The sequence below is a fragment of the Pseudomonas kielensis genome, from assembly GCF_030505375.1.
Taxonomy (GTDB): Bacteria; Pseudomonadota; Gammaproteobacteria; order Pseudomonadales; family Pseudomonadaceae; genus Aquipseudomonas; species Aquipseudomonas kielensis.
In genome coordinates this window covers 2,736,934-2,754,487 of the sequence record NZ_CP130043.1, presented here as the reverse complement: position 1 = coordinate 2,754,487, position 17,554 = coordinate 2,736,934, and the positions used below count along the sequence as shown (strand labels likewise).

The 17,554-nt window shown below is 63.1% G+C and carries 15 protein-coding genes and 1 pseudogene; 12 read left to right on the top strand and 4 right to left on the bottom strand.

The genetic code is table 11. From position 1 onward, the window contains the following. The first annotated feature begins 205 nt into the window (after window positions 1-205). From Q1W70_RS12725 to Q1W70_RS12675, 11 genes and pseudogenes are all read left to right on the top strand, one after another. A pseudogene (locus tag Q1W70_RS12725) lies at window positions 206-1,001 on the top strand (WaaZ-like lipopolysaccharide core biosynthesis protein). 89 nt (window positions 1,002-1,090) lie between these two features. Beyond that, entirely contained in the window at window positions 1,091-1,552 is a 462-nt protein-coding gene (locus tag Q1W70_RS12720; RefSeq protein ID WP_166591277.1) for an Lrp/AsnC family transcriptional regulator, read from the top strand. Between the two features lie 140 nt (window positions 1,553-1,692). Next, window positions 1,693-3,375, top strand: coding sequence for a flavin monoamine oxidase family protein (locus Q1W70_RS12715; protein ID WP_095170611.1), 1,683 nt, complete (start codon window positions 1,693-1,695; stop codon window positions 3,373-3,375). A 12-nt stretch (window positions 3,376-3,387) separates the two neighbouring features. Further along, the gene (locus tag Q1W70_RS12710) at window positions 3,388-4,182 is read left to right on the top strand and encodes a carbon-nitrogen hydrolase family protein (protein ID WP_166591276.1); all 795 of its coding nucleotides are present in this window, start codon (window positions 3,388-3,390) and stop codon (window positions 4,180-4,182) included. Between the two features lie 86 nt (window positions 4,183-4,268). Beyond that, window positions 4,269-6,713 carry a pyrroloquinoline quinone biosynthesis protein PqqF gene (gene pqqF, locus Q1W70_RS12705; protein WP_302098891.1) on the top strand — a complete coding sequence of 815 codons (2,445 nt, stop codon included), beginning with the start codon at window positions 4,269-4,271 and terminating at the stop codon, window positions 6,711-6,713. A 138-nt stretch (window positions 6,714-6,851) separates the two neighbouring features. Beyond that, window positions 6,852-6,926, top strand: a complete 75-nt coding sequence (gene pqqA, locus Q1W70_RS12700; RefSeq protein WP_003194766.1) for a pyrroloquinoline quinone precursor peptide PqqA — start codon at window positions 6,852-6,854, stop codon at window positions 6,924-6,926. Between the two features lie 85 nt (window positions 6,927-7,011). After that, window positions 7,012-7,923, top strand: coding sequence for a pyrroloquinoline quinone biosynthesis protein PqqB (pqqB, locus tag Q1W70_RS12695; protein ID WP_185818121.1), 912 nt, complete (start codon window positions 7,012-7,014; stop codon window positions 7,921-7,923). 121 nt (window positions 7,924-8,044) lie between these two features. Further along, the gene (gene pqqC / locus Q1W70_RS12690) at window positions 8,045-8,797 is read left to right on the top strand and encodes a pyrroloquinoline-quinone synthase PqqC (protein ID WP_166591274.1); all 753 of its coding nucleotides are present in this window, start codon (window positions 8,045-8,047) and stop codon (window positions 8,795-8,797) included. Beyond that, on the top strand, window positions 8,794-9,069 hold the full coding sequence (gene pqqD, locus Q1W70_RS12685; protein WP_166591273.1) for a pyrroloquinoline quinone biosynthesis peptide chaperone PqqD: 276 nt from the start codon (window positions 8,794-8,796) through the stop codon (window positions 9,067-9,069). Before pqqC ends, pqqD begins: the two co-directional genes overlap by 4 nt. Next, window positions 9,041-10,210 carry a pyrroloquinoline quinone biosynthesis protein PqqE gene (pqqE, locus tag Q1W70_RS12680; protein WP_302098859.1) on the top strand — a complete coding sequence of 390 codons (1,170 nt, stop codon included), beginning with the start codon at window positions 9,041-9,043 and terminating at the stop codon, window positions 10,208-10,210. The genes pqqD and pqqE overlap by 29 nt, the downstream gene beginning before the upstream one ends. Continuing rightward, window positions 10,176-12,005, top strand: a complete 1,830-nt coding sequence (locus tag Q1W70_RS12675; protein ID WP_302098858.1) for a S9 family peptidase — start codon at window positions 10,176-10,178, stop codon at window positions 12,003-12,005. The genes pqqE and Q1W70_RS12675 overlap by 35 nt, the downstream gene beginning before the upstream one ends. Before the next feature lie 32 nt (window positions 12,006-12,037). Here Q1W70_RS12675 and Q1W70_RS12670 read toward each other — a convergent pair whose 3' ends face one another. The 3 genes from Q1W70_RS12670 to Q1W70_RS12660 all read right to left on the bottom strand — a co-directional run bounded on the left by Q1W70_RS12670 (window position 12,038) and on the right by Q1W70_RS12660 (window position 14,395). Next, window positions 12,038-12,196, bottom strand: a complete 159-nt coding sequence (locus tag Q1W70_RS12670; RefSeq protein ID WP_003228885.1) for a YqaE/Pmp3 family membrane protein — start codon at window positions 12,194-12,196, stop codon at window positions 12,038-12,040. Between the two features lie 229 nt (window positions 12,197-12,425). Further along, the gene (locus Q1W70_RS12665) at window positions 12,426-13,700 is read right to left on the bottom strand and encodes an aspartate aminotransferase family protein (protein WP_302098857.1); all 1,275 of its coding nucleotides are present in this window, start codon (window positions 13,698-13,700) and stop codon (window positions 12,426-12,428) included. Next, window positions 13,697-14,395 (bottom strand): MOSC domain-containing protein, encoded by a 699-nt coding sequence (locus Q1W70_RS12660; protein WP_166591269.1) that lies wholly within the window; start codon window positions 14,393-14,395, stop codon window positions 13,697-13,699. The genes Q1W70_RS12665 and Q1W70_RS12660 overlap by 4 nt, the downstream gene beginning before the upstream one ends. Window positions 14,396-14,496: 101 nt before the next feature. On the opposite strand from Q1W70_RS12660, the gene Q1W70_RS12655 reads away from it, so the two are divergent. Beyond that, window positions 14,497-15,426: a LysR family transcriptional regulator gene (locus Q1W70_RS12655; protein WP_166591268.1), complete on the top strand. Its 930-nt coding sequence runs from the start codon at window positions 14,497-14,499 to the stop codon at window positions 15,424-15,426. A 234-nt stretch (window positions 15,427-15,660) separates the two neighbouring features. Here the strand turns inward: Q1W70_RS12655 and Q1W70_RS12650 are convergent, their stop codons facing one another. Continuing rightward, the gene (locus tag Q1W70_RS12650) at window positions 15,661-17,439 is read right to left on the bottom strand and encodes an acyl-CoA dehydrogenase C-terminal domain-containing protein (RefSeq protein ID WP_166591267.1); all 1,779 of its coding nucleotides are present in this window, start codon (window positions 17,437-17,439) and stop codon (window positions 15,661-15,663) included. Window positions 17,440-17,554 lie beyond the last annotated feature (115 nt).

The window sequence follows — 17,554 nt, the reverse complement described above, 5'->3', positions numbered from 1 at the left end:
CCTCCTATTTGCGACCGCTTGCCCATTCGTGCGTTTAGGGGTTGGTCACATCACGTCGCATTTGCTAGATTCAACCCTTGCCTGCCTGGCGAGCCTGAGAGTTGTGGGTGTCATTCCGTGCTTGAAGCGGCCGCGAATGATCCTGTTTCAGGGCCAATAAAAAAAACATCAATACAGTCAATGGCATACCTAGCGGACATCGGACATGGAAGTAGTTCAGGCACACCCAGCAGTAGACTCGAAGTTGAGTCATGTGCGTGATTTCGAAGAGTGTCGCCACACCGAGAGCGGCGCGGTGTTTATTATTGCCTCGGGCAGTTCGGCCAAGGACTTTCCGATTGAAGAGTTCGCCCACGTCCCGATGATCACCATGAATGGCGCGATCTCGCTGTTCAGCAAGACGGCCATCCGGCCGCACTTCTATGTGTGCACCGACATGAGCTTTCCGCTCCAGCAACCCGAGTTTTTTGCCCACGCGATGAAAATCAGCCAGCGGGTGGCCTTGTGGGCAGAGTATGCGCGGCGCACGAATGTGCGCCCGGCAGGCACACTGTTCACGCTCAAACGTGCCCCGAAACAAACCTGGCTCGACTATTTCTTGCGGCGCAACAAGAACCTGGTGCAAAGCCGTGCGCTCATCGGGCAACGGACCAAGAGCATCGGCTTCAGCAAGAACCTCAGCGATGGCTTTTATGATGCCCGCACGGTGGCCTATCTGGCATTGCAGACTGGCCCACCACTTGGGCTTCAACAAAGTGTTCCTGGTGGGGGTCGATCTGAATCAGTCCACCGGGCGATTTTATGAAACCACAGGTTCAGTGCTCTCCCCTTGCGGGCTCGACAAGCACTACCACACGCGGATTCTTCCATCGCTGAAGTTGATGTCCAGCAAAGTCATGGGCGATGACTTCGCCGTGTATAACCTCTCCAGCAGCCCACGGATTCCCGACAAGCTCATTCCAAGAATCGATCTCCCGACCCTCAGAACACTGCTCAAGTGAGACGCTGACGGGCGCAGTCATCCCCCAGCGCCGCCATGGATGTGCTGTAACATGCACGCCCACTGACCTGTGCTGTTGGAGAAGCCCTTTTGCCTGACACTCGCCCCCTCGCGCTCGATGAAATCGACCGCCAATTGATCGCCGCCTTGCAGCTCAACGCCCGCGAAAGCGTGGCCATGCTCGCCCGGCAACTGGGCATTGCGCGCACCACGGTGACGTCGCGGCTGACGCGCCTGGAAAAGGCCAAGGTGATCACCGGCTACGGCGTGCGTCTTGGCCAGCGGGTGGTCGACGGGGGCTTGCAGGCCTATGTCGGCATCACCGTGCAACCGCGTTCCGGCAAGGAAGTGCTGCGCCGCCTGAGCAGCATGGCCCAGGTCCAGCAACTCTGTGCGGTCAGCGGGGAGTTCGATTACGTCGCCTGGCTGCGCACCGACTCGCCGGAGCAACTGGACCAATTGCTCGACCAGATCGGCAGCGTCGATGGGGTCGAAAAAACCACCACGTCGATCATCCTCAGCAGCAAGATCGACCGTGGCCAGCCAGTCTGACCACAATATTCGTCATATCGCATCACCACCCTGCAAAACGACGACACTTTGCGTCTTATTAACGTGCACTACGCTCCCTAGAATGGCGACAGTCTTTTCCTATACTCAGCACCTCGTGCGAGTCGCCAGCAAGGTCAGCCATGAACAACAACAATCGCCATCCTGCAGACGGTAAAAAACCGGTCACCATCTTCGGTCCCGACTTCCCTTTCGCCTTTGACGACTGGATCGAACACCCGGCCGGCCTGGGCAGCATCCCGGCGCACAACCACGGCGCGGAAGTGGCGATTGTCGGTGCCGGCATTGCCGGGCTGGTGGCGGCGTATGAGCTGATGAAGCTGGGCTTGAAACCGGTCGTCTACGAAGCCTCGAAAATGGGTGGGCGCCTGCGCTCCCAGGCCTTCGAGGGAGCCGAAGGGATCATCGCCGAACTGGGCGGTATGCGCTTCCCGGTGTCGTCCACCGCCTTCTATCACTACGTCGACAAGCTGGGTCTTGAGACCAAGCCCTTCCCCAACCCGCTGACCCCCGCCTCCGGCAGCACGGTCATCGACCTGGAAGGCCAGACCCACTACGCGCAGAAACTCGCCGACCTGCCCGCGCTGTTCCAGGAAGTCGCCGACGCCTGGGCCGATGCCCTGGAGGACGGTTCGCGCTTTGGCGAAATCCAGCAAGCGATCCGCGACCGCGACGTACCGCGCCTCAAGGAGCTGTGGAACACCCTGGTGCCACTGTGGGATGACCGCACCTTCTACGACTTCGTGGCCACCTCCAAAGCCTTCGCCAAGCTGTCGTTCCACCACCGTGAAGTGTTTGGCCAGGTGGGTTTCGGCACCGGTGGCTGGGACTCGGATTTCCCCAACTCGATGCTGGAAATCTTCCGCGTAGTGATGACCAACTGCGACGATCACCAGCACCTGGTGGTCGGTGGCGTGGAACAGGTACCCCTGGGGATCTGGCGCCATGTGCCGGAACGTTGTGCGCACTGGCCAGCAGGCACCAGCCTCAGCTCGCTGCACAACGGCGCGCCACGCACCGGGGTCAAGCGCATCGCCCGCGCCGCCGATGGGCGCTTCAGCGTCACCGACAACTGGGGTGATACCCGCGAATACGCGGCCGTGCTGACCACCTGCCAAAGCTGGTTACTGACCACCCAGATCGAGTGCGAAGAGTCGCTGTTCTCGCAAAAGATGTGGATGGCCCTGGACCGCACCCGCTACATGCAGTCGTCCAAGACCTTCGTCATGGTCGACCGGCCGTTCTGGAAAGACAAAGACCCGGAAACCGGTCGCGACCTGATGAGCATGACCCTCACCGATCGCCTGACCCGTGGTACCTACCTCTTCGACAACGGCGACGACAAGCCGGGGGTCATTTGCCTGTCGTACTCGTGGATGAGCGACGCGCTGAAAATGCTCCCGCAGCCGATCGAAAAACGGGTGAAGCTGGCCCTCGATGCTCTGAAGAAGATCTACCCGAAAGTCGACATCGCCGCGCGCATCATCGGCGACCCGATTACTGTGTCCTGGGAAGCCGACCCGCACTTCCTCGGCGCCTTCAAAGGTGCCCTGCCCGGCCATTACCGCTACAACCAGCGGATGTACGCGCACTTCATGCAACAGGAGATGCCGGCCGAGCAACGCGGGATTTTTATCGCCGGCGATGACGTGTCCTGGACACCGGCCTGGGTCGAAGGCGCGGTGCAGACCTCGCTCAATGCGGTCTGGGGCATCATGAATCACTTTGGCGGCAGCACCCATGCCGAGAACCCGGGCCCGGGTGATGTGTTCAATGAAATCGGGCCAATCGCCTTGCCTGAGTAAGAGGAATCCGAAATGCGCGTAGCCCTTTACCAATGCCCACCGCTGCCGCTCGACGTTGCCGCCAACCTGCAACGCCTGCAGCAGCTCGCGACAGAAGCCAAGGGCGCCGACCTGCTGGTGGTTCCGGAGATGTTCCTGACCGGCTACAACATCGGCGTCGACGCGGTGAACGTCCTGGCCCAGGGGCGCGACGGTGAGGCCGCGCAGCAGGTTGCCCAAATCGCCAAGACCTCAGGGGTCGCCATCCTGTATGGCTACCCCGAGCGTGCCGAGGACGGGCAGATCTACAACGCCGTGCAGTTGATCGACGCGCAGGGCGAGCGCCTGTGCAACTACCGCAAGACCCACCTGTTCGGCGACCTCGACCACTCGATGTTCAGCGCCGGGGAGGACGACTTTCCCCTGGTCGAGCTCAACGGCTGGACACTCGGCTTTCTGATCTGCTACGACCTGGAGTTCCCGGAAAACGCCCGGCGCCTGGCCCTGGCCGGGGCCGAGCTGATCCTGGTGCCGACGGCCAACATGATTCCCTTCGACTTCATCGCCGACGTCACCGTGCGCGCCCGGGCCTACGAGAACCAGTGCTACGTGGCCTACGCCAACTACTGCGGCAGTGAAGAGCAGATCCACTACTGCGGGCAAAGCAGCATCGCCGCGCCGGATGGCAGCCGTATCGCCCAGGCCGGCCTCGATGAAGCATTGATCGTCGGTACCCTGGATCGCCAATTGATGCTCGACTCGCGCGCCGCCAATCGCTACTTCCTCGATCGTCGGCCAGCACTCTACGACGCGCTGAACAAGCGCTGACCCAGGGTTTTCGCTAGCATGAGCACTTACCCAGTAGCGGAAGTGCCCATGCCTGCGCCGATCCCCCCCCTGTCCACCACGAAACCCTGGCCAACGGCCTGCGGCTTGCGCTGCGTCATGCGCCCGGTTTGAAACGTTGCGCCGCCGTGTTGCGCGTGGCCGCCGGCAGCCACGACGCGCCCCTGCCCTGGCCTGGCCTGGCGCATTTCCTCGAGCACTTGCTGTTCCTGGGTACCGAGCAGTTTCCGGCCAGCGATGGGCTGATGGCCTATGTGCAACGCCAGGGCGGCCAGTTGAATGCGCAAACCGGCGAGCGCCGCACAGACTTTTTCTTCGAACTGCCGCCCCAGGCTTTTGCATCGGGGCTGGAACGCCTGGGCGACATGCTCGCCTACCCGCGGCTGCATCCAGACGAGCAACTGCGCGAACGCGAAGTGCTGGAAGCCGAGTACCTCGCCTGGTCCCAGGATGCCGCCGCCCAGCAGCACCAGGCCCTGTTCGATGGCCTGGCGACGGACCACCCCTTGCGCGGCTTCCACGCTGGCAATCGTGACAGCCTGGCGGTGCAACACCCTGATTTCCAGCAGGCGCTGAAGGACTACTATCAGCGGTTTTACCAGACCGGGCAGATGACCTTGAGCCTGGTGGGCCCGCAGCCTGTGGATGAATTGCAGCGCCTGGCGCAGCTGTTGATCAGCCCGTTGCGGGTCGGCGCCCGGCAACCGCAAAGCCCGCCGCGCCCTTTGATGTCCGAGGCGGTCAGCTGTTATCAACAGGCCAGCGAACAGCAACTCAACCTGCTGTTCGCCTGCGAAGGGTTGCCCGAGTCATCCGCCGAAGCCCTGGACTATCTCTGCACCTGGCTCAACTGCGCCAAGCCCGGCGGCCTGCTCGCCGAGTTGCGCCAGCGCCAGTGGGCCGACAACCTCAAGGCGACGGCGCTGTACCACTTTGCCGGGCAAGCGCTGCTGCATGTGCAGTTCCAGCTCAGTGCCACCGCTACCGCGCAGCCTGCCTCAATCCGCAGCCTGTTCAACGACTGGCTGAGCTTCTTCGGCCAGCAGTACACCGCGCCAACACTGGGCGAAGAGTATGCCCTGCTGCAGCAACGCAAGCGCCAGTCGAGCAATGCCTTGAGCCTCGCTCGCCTCGACATCGAGCCCGTGCAACCGCTGCTGCCTGAGCCCGCAGTCGGCGCCCTCGCGGCGATCCTGCACCAGCTCAATCCGGCACCTGTGGATAACCCGGCCAGCACCTGGCAACTGCCACCGCCCAATCCGTTCCTGCGCAGCGCCGAAGAGCCGCCCGCCGCCGGCCTGATTCGCGGACAAACCAGCGCGCACCGGGGCTTGCGGACCTTCGCCCAGGACCGCACCCGCGGTCGTCGCGAGCGTTCGGCCCTGCAGTTCAGCCAGGCGTTGCCAGAGACCAGCGGTGAGGGCGCCCTGTGCCTGCGCTGGCGCCTGGCCTCAACGCCACCGGCCAACCTGCAGCCGGTGCTGGCCCGCAGCCTGCAGGGCCTGATCGACGACGCCGGCCAGGCGGGCGTGGAACTGTCGTTCAGTGAAACCGGCAACCAATGGCTGTTGAAGTTGCTGGGGCGGCATGAGCCGATGCCAGCGATTCTCGAGCAGGCCCTGTTGTGCCTGAGTCAGCCCGCCGACGCACACTGGCACGCCACACAATCGCCGCCCGCGTTGATCGCCATCCGGCAATTGCTCAAGGCACTGCCCGAGGTGTGCCTGGGCCAGGTGCCGGGCACCACCGCAGCCGCTGCCGGCCCCGCGGACCTGCCAGCGATCTGGGCCAGCGCGCATTGGGACGGCCTGGCTGCCGGTCTGCCGGCCAGTACACACAGCGCCGTTACCCGGGCCCTGAGCCGGGCGCCGGGCAGCGCCGACAGTGAGCCGACGTCGCCCGTGGCCATCGCCGGTCAACGGCTTTGGAGCACCGTGCCCAGCCACAGTGACGAACACGCGCTGCTGTTGTTTTGCCCCACGCCTTCGCGGGAAGTGGCCGACGAAGCCGCATGGCGCCTGCTGGCCCAGCTCAGCCAAACGCCTTTTTACCAGCGCCTGCGGGTCGAGCTGCAGTTGGGCTATGCGGTGTTCAGCGGGGTGCGGCAGATCCACGGGCAAACCGGTCTGCTGTTCGGCGTACAGTCGCCAGGCACCCCGGCAGCGCAATTGCTCGGTCACATCGAGGCCTTTATCCGGCAACTGCCCGCACAACTCGCCAGCCTGGACGATGCCACGCTGGCCGAGCAGGTGCAGACCCTGGCCGGGCAACTCGACAGCCATACCCTGCCCTTGCCCCAGGCCTTCGAGCTGCTCTGGCAGGGCAAACTGGCCCACCATCCGTCGGATTACCTGGCGCAGTTACAACAGGCCGTATTGCACCTGCAGCGCCCCGCCCTGCTGGACGCCGCCCATTACCTGGAACAGGCGGCAGGCGGATGGCGATGCGTGTCCAGCGATGCCTCTCCACAGGGTGCGTGGCAAACGACCGGGGGATCATTACCGGGGCTGTAATGGGTTTTCTTCGAGAGAAGTCTCCAATAAGCGGAAACGTTTCAGTAAGATAGCCAACTAAGCATCTGAACATCTCCGGCTGGAGATGAACTATATGTATAGGGTTCACTCATTCCATCCATTTGAAGGAGCATCTTTATGACCTGGTCCAAGCCTGCCTACACCGACCTGCGTATCGGCTTTGAAGTCACCATGTACTTCGCCAGCCGTTGATTTTGCCTGCGGGCGAAACACGCGGTACAACGCCTCGGCCAACCCGGGGCGTTTTCATTTTTAGCGTTGATGTGATGGAGCAGCCATGTTTGTCCAGATTCTAGGTTCCGCCGCCGGCGGTGGATTTCCGCAGTGGAACTGTAACTGCGTGAACTGCGCCGGGTTTCGTGACGGCAGTCTGCGGGCCCACGCCCGTACCCAATCGTCGATCGCGATCTCCGATGACGGCGTGAACTGGGTACTGTGCAACGCATCGCCGGACATCCGCGCGCAACTCCAGGGTTTTGCGCCGATGCAGCCTGGTCGTGCCCTGCGCGATACGGGGGTGCAGGCAATCATCCTGATGGACAGCCAGATCGACCACACCACCGGCCTGTTGAGCCTGCGTGAAGGCTGCCCGCACCAGGTCTGGTGCACCGACATGGTCCACGAAGACCTGAGCAGCGGCTTCCCGCTGTTCACCATGCTCAGCCACTGGAATGGCGGCCTGAACTGGAACCGCATCGAACTCGACCAGAGTTTCAGCATCCCGGCCTGCCCCAACCTGCGTTTCAGCCCCCTGCCCCTGCGCAGCGCCGCACCGCCCTACTCGCCCCATCGCTTCGACCCGCACCCGGGCGACAACATCGGCCTGATCGTCGAAGACCTGCGCACCGGCGGCAAACTGTTCTACGCCCCGGGACTGGGCAAGGTCGATGCGCCGCTGCTGGAGATCATGGCCGGCAGCGACTGCCTGCTGGTGGACGGCACGCTGTGGGACGACGACGAAATGCAGCGCCGCGGCGTGGGCACCCGCACCGGCCGGGAAATGGGCCACCTGGCCCAGAACGGCCCTGGCGGCATGCTTGAAGTGCTGGAGCAACTGCCCAAGCAACGCAAGGTGCTGATCCACATCAACAACACCAATCCGATCCTCGATGAAGACTCGGCCGAGCGTGCCGAGCTGGTGCGGCGCAATGTTGAAGTGGCCTACGATGGCATGAGCATCGAGCTGTAGGAAACCTATCGCGAGCAGACTCGCTCCCACAATCAGTCGCACAACTCTGTGGGAGCGAGCTTGCTCGCGAAAATGCCCGACCAGACCCCAACAGTCTCACGGATACCCCCGGAGAACCGCAATGACCGACACACCGCTGTCCCCCGCCGAGTTCGAAGCCGCGCTGCGGGCCAAGGGCGCCTTCTATCACATCCATCACCCCTACCATGTGGCGATGTACGAAGGCCGGGCCAGCCGCGAACAGATCCAGGGCTGGGTCGCCAACCGCTTCTACTATCAGGTGAACATCCCCCTGAAGGACGCGGCGATCCTGGCCAATTGCCCGGACCGCGAGATCCGCCGCGAATGGATTCAGCGCCTGCTCGACCACGACGGTGCGCCCGGTGAAGACGGCGGTATCGAGGCCTGGTTGCGTCTCGGCCAGGCCGTGGGCCTGGACCCCGAGCAACTGCGCTCCCAGGAACTGGTGCTGCCGGGCGTGCGGTTTGCCGTCGACGCCTACGTCAACTTCGCCCGCCGCGCCAGTTGGCAGGAGGCCGCCAGCAGCTCCCTGACCGAACTCTTCGCCCCGCAGATCCACCAATCGCGCCTGGACAGTTGGCCACAGCACTACCCCTGGATCGACCCGGCCGGCTACCAGTACTTCCGCACGCGCCTGGGCCAGGCCCGGCGTGACGTCGAGCACGGGCTGGCGATCACCCTGCAGCACTACACCACCTATGCAGGCCAGCAGCGCATGCTGGAAATTCTCCAGTTCAAACTGGACATACTTTGGAGCATGCTCGATGCCATGAGCATGGCCTATGAACTGAACCGCCCGCCTTACCACAGCGTGACCGAGCAACGGGTCTGGCACCGAGGAATCGCCTTATGAGTTTCGACCGCAGCAAGACCCCGACCTGGCGTCCCGGTTACCGCTTCCAGTACGAGCCGGCGCAAAAAGGCCATGTGCTGCTGTACCCCGAGGGCATGATCAAGCTCAACGAAAGCGCCGCGCTGATTGGCGGCCTGATCGATGGCCAGCGTGACGTCGCCGCGATCATTGCCGAACTGGACAGCCGATTCCCCGGCGTACCCGAGCTTGGCGATGACATCGAGCAATTCATGGAGGTCGCCCGTGCACAGCACTGGATCGAACTCGGCTGATCCCGCGGCCCTGCCGGCCAAGCCTGAAGTCGGCCTACCGCTGTGGCTGCTCGCCGAGCTGACCTACCGCTGCCCGCTCCAGTGCCCCTACTGTTCGAACCCGCTGGATTTCGCCGCACAAGGCCAGGAGCTGAGCACCGAACAGTGGCTCAAAGTGTTCCGCGAGGCCCGGGAAATGGGTACCGCGCAGTTGGGCTTCTCCGGCGGCGAACCGCTGGTGCGCCAGGACCTCGCCGAGTTGATCGGCGAGGCGCGCAAGCTGGGGTTCTACACCAACCTGATCACTTCGGGCATCGGCCTCACCGAGCAGAAAATCAGCGACTTCAAAAAGGCCGGCCTGGACCATATCCAGATCAGCTTCCAGGCCAGCGACGAGCAGGTGAACAACCTGTTGGCCGGCTCGAAAAAAGCCTTCGCGCAGAAACTGGAGATGGCCCGGGCAGTGAAAGCCCATGGCTACCCGATGGTGCTGAACTTCGTCACCCATCGGCACAACATCGACAAGATCGACCGCATCATCGAGCTGTGCATCGCCCTGGAAGCCGACTTCGTCGAGCTCGCCACCTGCCAGTTCTACGGCTGGGCCCAGCTCAATCGGGTCGGCCTGCTGCCGACCCGGGAGCAACTGGTGCGCGCCGAACGCATCACCAACGAATATCGCGCCAAGCTGGAGGCCCAAGGGCATCCGTGCAAGCTGATCTTCGTCACCCCGGATTATTACGAAGAGCGCCCGAAAGCCTGCATGAATGGCTGGGGCAGCATTTTCCTGACCGTCACCCCGGACGGCACTGCGCTGCCCTGTCACGGTGCCCGACAGATGCCGGTGCAATTCCCCAACGTGCGCGAGCACAGCATGCAGCACATCTGGTACGACTCGTTCGGCTTCAACCGCTTTCGCGGTTACGACTGGATGCCCGAACCGTGCCGCTCATGCGACGAGAAAGAAAAGGACTTCGGCGGCTGCCGCTGCCAGGCCTTCATGCTCACCGGCGACGCCAGCAACGCTGACCCGGTGTGCAGTAAATCCGAACATCACGGCATGATCATCAAGGCGCGCGAAGAAGCCGAGCACGCCACCCAGACCATCGAACAGTTGGCCTTTCGCAATGAACGAAACTCACGCCTCATCGTTAAAGGCTGAAGCCTTGAGCGCCCTCAAAGCCGTGTCCGCGGGGGTCGACTTCGCGGACCTGCAGGTGGGCGCCCAGGGCCTGTTCTGGAATGAATATCGCCCCCAGGATGGCGCCTGCCGGATCTGGCACTGGCGCGAGCAGCGCGCCCATTGCCTGACTCCGCCCGGCTTCAGCGTACGCAGCCGGGTTTACGAATACGGCGGCGGTGCGTTTTGCCTGGGTGATGAGGCGCTGTTCTTCGTCAACGAGGCCGACCAGCAGCTCTACCGCCAAGCCCTGACTGGCGCAACACCCCAGGCATTGACCTCGGGCGAGTGCCGATACGGTGACCTGCAGTGGGCCAACGGCCAGGTGTTGGCCGTCGAAGAACAGGCCAACCAGCACCGCCTGGTGGCCATCACTGCCGAGGGTCAGCGCCAACTGCTGGTGGAAGGCGCGGACTTTTACGCCGCGCCGACCTTGAGCCCCGACGCCCGGCAACTGGCCTGGATCGAGTGGAGCCGCCCCCATCAACCCTGGAGCGCCACGCGCCTGATGCTCGCCGAATTGAACACCGACGGCAGCCTGGCCCCACCCCGCTGCGTGGCCGGCGCAGACATCGAAGAGTCGCTGCAACAACCGCGCTTCGATGAGCGCGGGCGCTTGTATTGCCTGAGCGACCGCGATGGATTCTGGCAGCCGTGGGTCGACAGCGAATCAGGCTGGCAACCGCTGCCCAGTGCCGCGGCCGACCACGCTCCGGCGCCCTGGCAACTGGGGGGGTGCACCTGGTTGCCGCTGGACGACCAACGCTACCTGGCCAGTTGGACAGTGGCCGGGTTTGGCCGCCTGGGCCTGTGCTCAGGCCAGCAGGTCGAGGACTACACCGGCGATTACAGCCGTTTTCGCAACCTGGCGCTGGATCCGCAGTTCATCTATTGCATTGCCGCCTCACCGATCAGCCCCTCTGCCGTGATCGCCATCGACCGCCAGAGCCACCAGGTGCAGGTCCTGGCCGGCGGCGTCGCGCTGTTACCCGCCGAGCAGATCAGCCAACCCCAGACCTTGCGCTACCCCAGCGGCAAGGGCGAGGCCCATGGGTTCTTTTACCCGGCCATCGGCAATGTGGAAAAACCACCGTTGCTGGTGTTCATCCATGGCGGGCCGACCTCGGCCTGCTATCCGATGCTCGATCCGCGCATCCAGTATTGGGCCCAGCGCGGCTTTGCCGTGGCCGACCTCAACTACCGCGGCAGCAGCGGCTACGGCCGAGCGTATCGGCAGGCCCTGCATCTGCGCTGGGGCGAGGTGGATGTCGAAGATGCCTGCGCGGTGGTGACGTACCTGGCCGGACAAGGCTTGATCAATGGCGAGCACGCGTTCATTCGCGGCGGCAGTGCCGGCGGCTACACCACCTTGTGTGCCCTGGCGTTTCATCAGGTGTTCCGCGCGGGCGCCAGCCTGTACGGGGTCAGCGACCCTGTGGCCCTGGGCCGTGCGACCCACAAGTTCGAGGGGGATTATCTGGATTGGCTGATCGGCGACCCCCTCGCCGACGCCGAGCGCTACGCCGCCCGCACCCCGCTGCAACACGCGCAGAACATCCAGGTGCCGGTGATCTTTTTTCAAGGTGAACTCGACGCCGTCGTTGTCCCGCAACAGACCCGCGACATGCTCAAGGCCCTGCAAGACAACGGCATCGCGGCGCAGGCCCATTACTACCCGGACGAACGCCACGGCTTTCGCAAGGCCAGCAATCAGGCCCATGCGCTGGAGCAGGAATGGTTGTTTTATCGCGAGGTGATGAAGCCGGCAAAGGGCTGATCGCAGCGCGGTTCACGCTGCGATCCACAGGTTTACCGCTTGGCGATGATGTACACCGCGTGAACGATGCCCGGAATGTAGCCACACAAGGTCAGCAGGATATTCAGCCAGAACGCGCCGCCGAACCCCACTTGCAGGAATACGCCCAGTGGCGGCAACAGAATGGCGATGATGATGCGAATGAAATCCATAGGGGCAGCTCCTGAGTAAGGTGGGCTGTGATCAGCCACACTCCTAATCGACCCTGGGCGTTGGCCAGGGTTCCGTAACCTTCCGGCCAGGTGCCACTATTGAGCCTCTTGCCAGCGAAGAGACCCAGATAGTGTTTGCGCAAAAAAAACGCCCCATGCCAAAAGGATCAGGCATGGGGCGATGCGTTATACCGCGAGACGGTTCGGGAATTCAGGTGTTGCGATCGCGTCAGACCGCGATGCCTTTGCGGCATTGCAATTGGGCGGTGCGCACCCGGGAAAAGGCGCGCGCCAGCCGTAGGAGCATTTCGTCGATGTTGGCCTGGCTGACGGTCAGCGCCGGGGTGAAGCGCAGGCAATCGGCTTGTGGGGCGCTGATCAGCAGGCCTTCGTACAGCGCGGCCTTGACCACGGCGTCGGCCGAGTCATCACTGAGCCTGAGCCCCCAGAGCAAGCCGTGACCGCACAACTCGCCGTGTCCGTAGCGATTGGCCAGGCGCGCCAGGCCTTCGTGCAGGTGTTGAGCGCTGTCACGCACATGCTCGAGAAAACCGTGATCGAGCACGCTATCGAGCACTGCCAGGCCGGCCGATGCCATCAAGGCATTGCCGTGATGGGTACCGTCCAGCTCGCCCGGTGCAAAACAGCAGGCGCTGCCCCGGGCCAGCAAGGCCGCCACCGGCACGCCGCCGCCGAGGCCCTTGCCCAAGACGACAATGTCGGCGCGCACGCCATACAGTTGCTCGGCCAGCAATCGACCGCAACGGCCCATGCCGGTTTGCACCTCGTCGAGGATCAGCAGAATCCCCAGCTCACGGCACAAGCGCTCGACACCCTTGAGGTAATGCTCGGTCGCAGGCAATACGCCCGCCGCCTGGATCGGCTCCAGCATGATGGCCACGGTTTGCGCATCCACCGCCGCGTGCAGGGCCGGCAAGTCGTTGAACGGCACACGATCGAAGCCCGGGAGCCGGGGCTCGAAGCGATTGTCCTGAGAGTCCGAGGCCGACAGGGCCGCGAAGCCATGACCATGGCAGCTACCGCTGGCGGTAATGATTCGCGAAGCCCCGCCGCGATGCAGCTGGCCCCATTTGCGCGCCAGCTTGATTGCCGCTTCACACGCCTCGCTGCCGGTATTGAGCAGGTACACCTGGTCGCTGCCGGTGCTGCTGCACAGCCGCTCGGCCAGGTTCAACTGGCCGCGATTGAGCAACCCCGAGCCAGGGTTGATCAGCGCCTGCGCCTGGGCCGCCATCGCCTTGACCAGTGCCGTGGGGCTATGGCCGAGGCTGTTGGCGCCGGCGCCCTGAGTAAAGTCCAGGTAGGCGCGGTCGGCGCTGTCCCACAGCCAGGAACCCTGGCCGCGGACGAAAATCTGCGGGGCTCGCTCAACACTCGGCATCAGGCACTCACTGGACAGGTTGTCGCTCCTTGCGGGTAACAAACGCTCGGCCGCCAGGTCATCCAGGCTCGGCTGCGGGCGACGCAGGTTGAACAGGTTCATGCGCGCAAGCCCTCCAGCGGCAAGCCCAGCAGGCGCGCAGTCCAATCCTCGACCCGCCCGCTGCGCAGACGTTTGATGGCGATATCGCGCCAGCGCGAAGACAGCGCCGGGCAATCAATCAGTTTTTTCAAACCGGCATGTTCCAGCGGCTCGCGATAAAAACTGCGTAACGCCCAGGCCACGGTCAGGCCGGGGTAACTGCGCTGGATCAGTTCGAACGGTTGCTCGGCGCTGACAAAGCCGGGCTTGAGCACGCGGTAGAACCAGCCGCAGCGACCGGTGTCCTGGGCGAGCTGGGGCAGGATCGGCACCCCCCAGCGATGGCTCAGGCGGTAGCACGGCGAACGCGGCTGGCTGACCTGCAACAGCGCGCCACCCCAGCGAAACAGATCGCCCAGACACACTTGCTCTTCACCCAGGCCGTGGGTCGAGAGGTTCTCGCCGAAAGCCGGCGCCTGCCAGTCGATCTGTGGATAACGTTTACGCCAGTACGCGTAGTGCTCGGCCGGGTAATGATGCAGGGCCCGCTCGGGACCGGTGTGAAAGCGCGGGTCGCCGTGCTCGTCACTGCCCAGGCCCTGCGGCCACAACCAGAGTCGATTGGCAATCCGCTCTTTGTCGGTATCGCTGATCAAACCCTGTCCCAGGTTTTTTGCCTTGCCTATGTAAACACCATCAACGTAAACGGTATTCATCGCGCTTTCTGGCCCTATAAGCCTTGTGAATGCGGTTAGACTAGGCTTCTGTGGGGCGCTGAGCCATTTCGATTTCCCAGCTTTTTCGATAAGAAATACTTATGGATTTTAAGCAACTGCGTTATTTCGTCGCGGTGTACGAAGAAGGCCATGTCGGCCGGGCTGCCGAACGTCTGTCGATCTCCCAGCCGGCGCTCTCGCAACAGATCCGGCAACTGGAACAGAACCTCGATGTGAGCCTGTTCGAGCGCAGCAGCAAACGGCTGCTGCCCACGCTGGCCGCGCATACCCTGTACAACCACGCCTTGCCTTTGCTCGATGGCATGCAACGGGCGCGCGAAGCCTTGGGCAACTTCAAGGGCCAGGCCTCGCGCACCCTGGCCATCGGCGTCCTGCAAACCGTGCACACCAGCCTGGTGCCGAAAATGCTCGAACGGGTACGCACGGCCCAGCCCCATTTGGTGGTGCAGATCTACGAGCTTACCGGGCTGGAGATCGAGCGCCGCCTGCTCAACGGCTCGCTGGACATCGGCATCAGCTATCTGCCGCCGCGCCAACCGGGGTTGCATGGCGTGCTGTTGTACGAAGACGAACTGACTCTGGTCATCCCCGTCGACCACCCGCTGCGTGAATTCAAGAAAGTCTCCATGAGTCAGGCTGCCGAGTTGCCGATGTTGTTGCTGGGCGAGGAGTTTCAGATCCGCCAGATCTGGCAGGGACAACTGGCCAGTCTCGGCCGCCGCCCACAGGTGCAGGCCGAGCTGAACAACATGGCGGGGATCCTCGACAGTTTGCCCCACACCCGGCTGGCGACGGTCCTGCCCGGACGCTCACAGCGCGAGCATGGCAACAAGGCGTTGCTGTGGAAACCGTTGAGCGAACCGCGGGTGCCGCTGAAGGTGGGATTGGTCTGTCGGGACGTGCAGCGTCAACAGGCCACCCTGGCGTTGTTGCGCAACCTGCTGGAGGATGTGATCAATGGCCCGGACGGGCGCCTGGCGAGCCCGACGGTCCTGGATGTCCAGGGTTGACGGGCAAAACATAAATCGCAGGCAAAAGAAAACCCCGCCGAAGCGGGGCTTTGCAGACTGTTTCCCTGACATCCATTTCACTCCGCCGTCCTGGCAGAATCCTACGTGTCCGTGTTGTTGCTTTGCGCTTCCTGCGCGACGTCCATGTGAGTAGATTAGCTGTGGATCCAATCTGCGAACAGGGGAGAACAGTAGCACGTCATGTAAGCAAATGCTTACATGCGGTTACATACCTCAGAACTGCGCGGCATCCAGCAGGAACAGCGACTCGCTACCGGCTTTGACCGAAGCGCTGAGCGAGTGGATCCGCGGCAGCAAACGGGCGAAGTAGAAGCGCGCAGTACCCAGCTTGCTGGCGTAGAACTCATCCTGTGTTTCCTTGCCCATCGCCGCCTTGGCCATCAGGGCCCACATGTAGGCGTAGGACACATAACCAAACACCTGCAGGTATTCGACCGACGCCGCGCCGATTTCGTTCGGATTGCCTTGCACCCGGTCCAGCAGCCAGGCGGTCAGCTCATCCAGCGTCTCCACCGCTCGGTTCAACGGCCGGGTGAACTCACCCAGCTCGGCGCCAGCGGTCGCGGTGAAATGACGAATCTCATCAGCGAACAGGTTATAGAGCGCCCCGCCGCTGCCCACGATTTTGCGCCCGACCAGGTCCAGCGCCTGAATGCCGTTGGTGCCTTCGTAGATCTGGGTGATGCGCACGTCACGCACCAGTTGCTCCTGGCCCCATTCGCGAATGTAGCCGTGACCGCCGAACACTTGCTGGCCGTGAATCGTGGTTTCCAGGCCCAGGTCGGTGAGGAACGCCTTGGCGACCGGGGTCAGCAACGCCACCAGGTCTTCGGCACGCTTGCGGGTGGTTGGGTCTTCGCTGAACTTGGCGGTGTCCAGTTGCATCGCCACGTAGGTTGAGAAGGCACGGCCGCCTTCGTTCGACGCCTTCATGGTCAGCAGCATGCGCCGCACATCCGGGTGAACGATGATCGGGTCGGCAACCTTGTCCTTGTTCTGCGCGCCGGTTGGCGCACGGCTTTGCAGGCGGTCACGGGCGTATTCGACCGCGTTCTGGTAGGAGCGCTCACCGGTGGCCAGGCCCTGGATACCGACGCCCAGACGCTCGTAGTTCATCATGGTGAACATCGCCGCCAGGCCCTTGTTCGGCTCGCCGACCAGGTAACCCACGGCTTCGTCGAAGTTCATCACGCAGGTGGACGACGCCTGGATGCCCATCTTGTGTTCGATCGACCCACAGTTGACCGGGTTACGCGCGCCCAGGCTGCCGTCAGCGTTGACCATGAACTTGGGCACCAGGAACAACGAAATGCCTTTCGGCCCCGCCGGGGCGTCCGGCAGCTTGGCCAGCACCAGGTGGATGATGTTCTCGGTCAGGTCGTGTTCGCCGCCGGTGATGAAGATCTTGGTCCCGCTGACCTTGTAGGAACCATCGGCCTGAGGCTCGGCCTTGGTGCGGATGATCCCCAGGTCCGTACCGGCATGGGGTTCGGTCAGGCACATGGAACCGGCCCAGACCCCGGCGTACATGTTCGGCAGATACTGGGCCTTCAGTGCTTCGCTGGCATGGGCGTTGATCGACAGGCAGGCACCGGCGGTGAGCATCGGGTACAGGCCGAACGACAGGCTGGCGGAGTTGACCATTTCCTCGACCTGGGCCGATACGCTCTTGGGCATGCCCATGCCGCCGAACGCCGGATCACCCCCTACGCCGACCCAGCCCCCTTCAGCGTAAGTCTGATAGGCCTGTGGGAAACCTGCCGGGGTGGTCACGACGCCGTCGCTCCAGTGGCAGCCTTCTTCGTCGGCGGCCCGACTCAGTGGCGCGATGCTTTTGCTGGTGACTTTGCCAGCTTCCTCAAGGATCGCCTCGACGGTCTCGGCATCCACGGTGTCGGCCAATGCGGGAAGTTCAGCCCAGAGCTTGGCTACCTCGAAAACTTCATTGAGGACGAAGCGCATATCGCGCAGGGGCGCTTTGTAGTCAGCCATGGCAAACCTCGTAATACGTGAAAGGTGATTCGTGGGGATCGGGATACAACCAGTGCCGGGAGTGTACCCGAACAACTTTTGCGACACATAGGGTCGACTTGTGACTTTTTTGTTA

Excerpts from the sequence above, each read along its gene's own strand:
- Q1W70_RS12715 (WP_095170611.1), top strand. The coding sequence starts at position 1,693 with ATGAACAACAACAATCGCCATCCTGCAGACGGTAAAAAACCGGTCACC.
- Q1W70_RS12710 (WP_166591276.1), top strand. The coding sequence starts at position 3,388 with ATGCGCGTAGCCCTTTACCAATGCCCACCGCTGCCGCTCGACGTTGCC.
- pqqB (WP_185818121.1), top strand. The coding sequence starts at position 7,012 with ATGTTTGTCCAGATTCTAGGTTCCGCCGCCGGCGGTGGATTTCCGCAG.
- pqqC (WP_166591274.1), top strand. The coding sequence starts at position 8,045 with ATGACCGACACACCGCTGTCCCCCGCCGAGTTCGAAGCCGCGCTGCGG.
- pqqD (WP_166591273.1), top strand. The coding sequence starts at position 8,794 with ATGAGTTTCGACCGCAGCAAGACCCCGACCTGGCGTCCCGGTTACCGC.
- Q1W70_RS12675 (WP_302098858.1), top strand. The coding sequence starts at position 10,176 with ATGAACGAAACTCACGCCTCATCGTTAAAGGCTGAAGCCTTGAGCGCC.
- Q1W70_RS12670 (WP_003228885.1), bottom strand. The coding sequence starts at position 12,196 with ATGGATTTCATTCGCATCATCATCGCCATTCTGTTGCCGCCACTGGGC.
- Q1W70_RS12665 (WP_302098857.1), bottom strand. The coding sequence starts at position 13,700 with ATGAACCTGTTCAACCTGCGTCGCCCGCAGCCGAGCCTGGATGACCTG.
- Q1W70_RS12660 (WP_166591269.1), bottom strand. The coding sequence starts at position 14,395 with ATGAATACCGTTTACGTTGATGGTGTTTACATAGGCAAGGCAAAAAAC.
- Q1W70_RS12655 (WP_166591268.1), top strand. The coding sequence starts at position 14,497 with ATGGATTTTAAGCAACTGCGTTATTTCGTCGCGGTGTACGAAGAAGGC.
- Q1W70_RS12650 (WP_166591267.1), bottom strand. The coding sequence starts at position 17,439 with ATGGCTGACTACAAAGCGCCCCTGCGCGATATGCGCTTCGTCCTCAAT.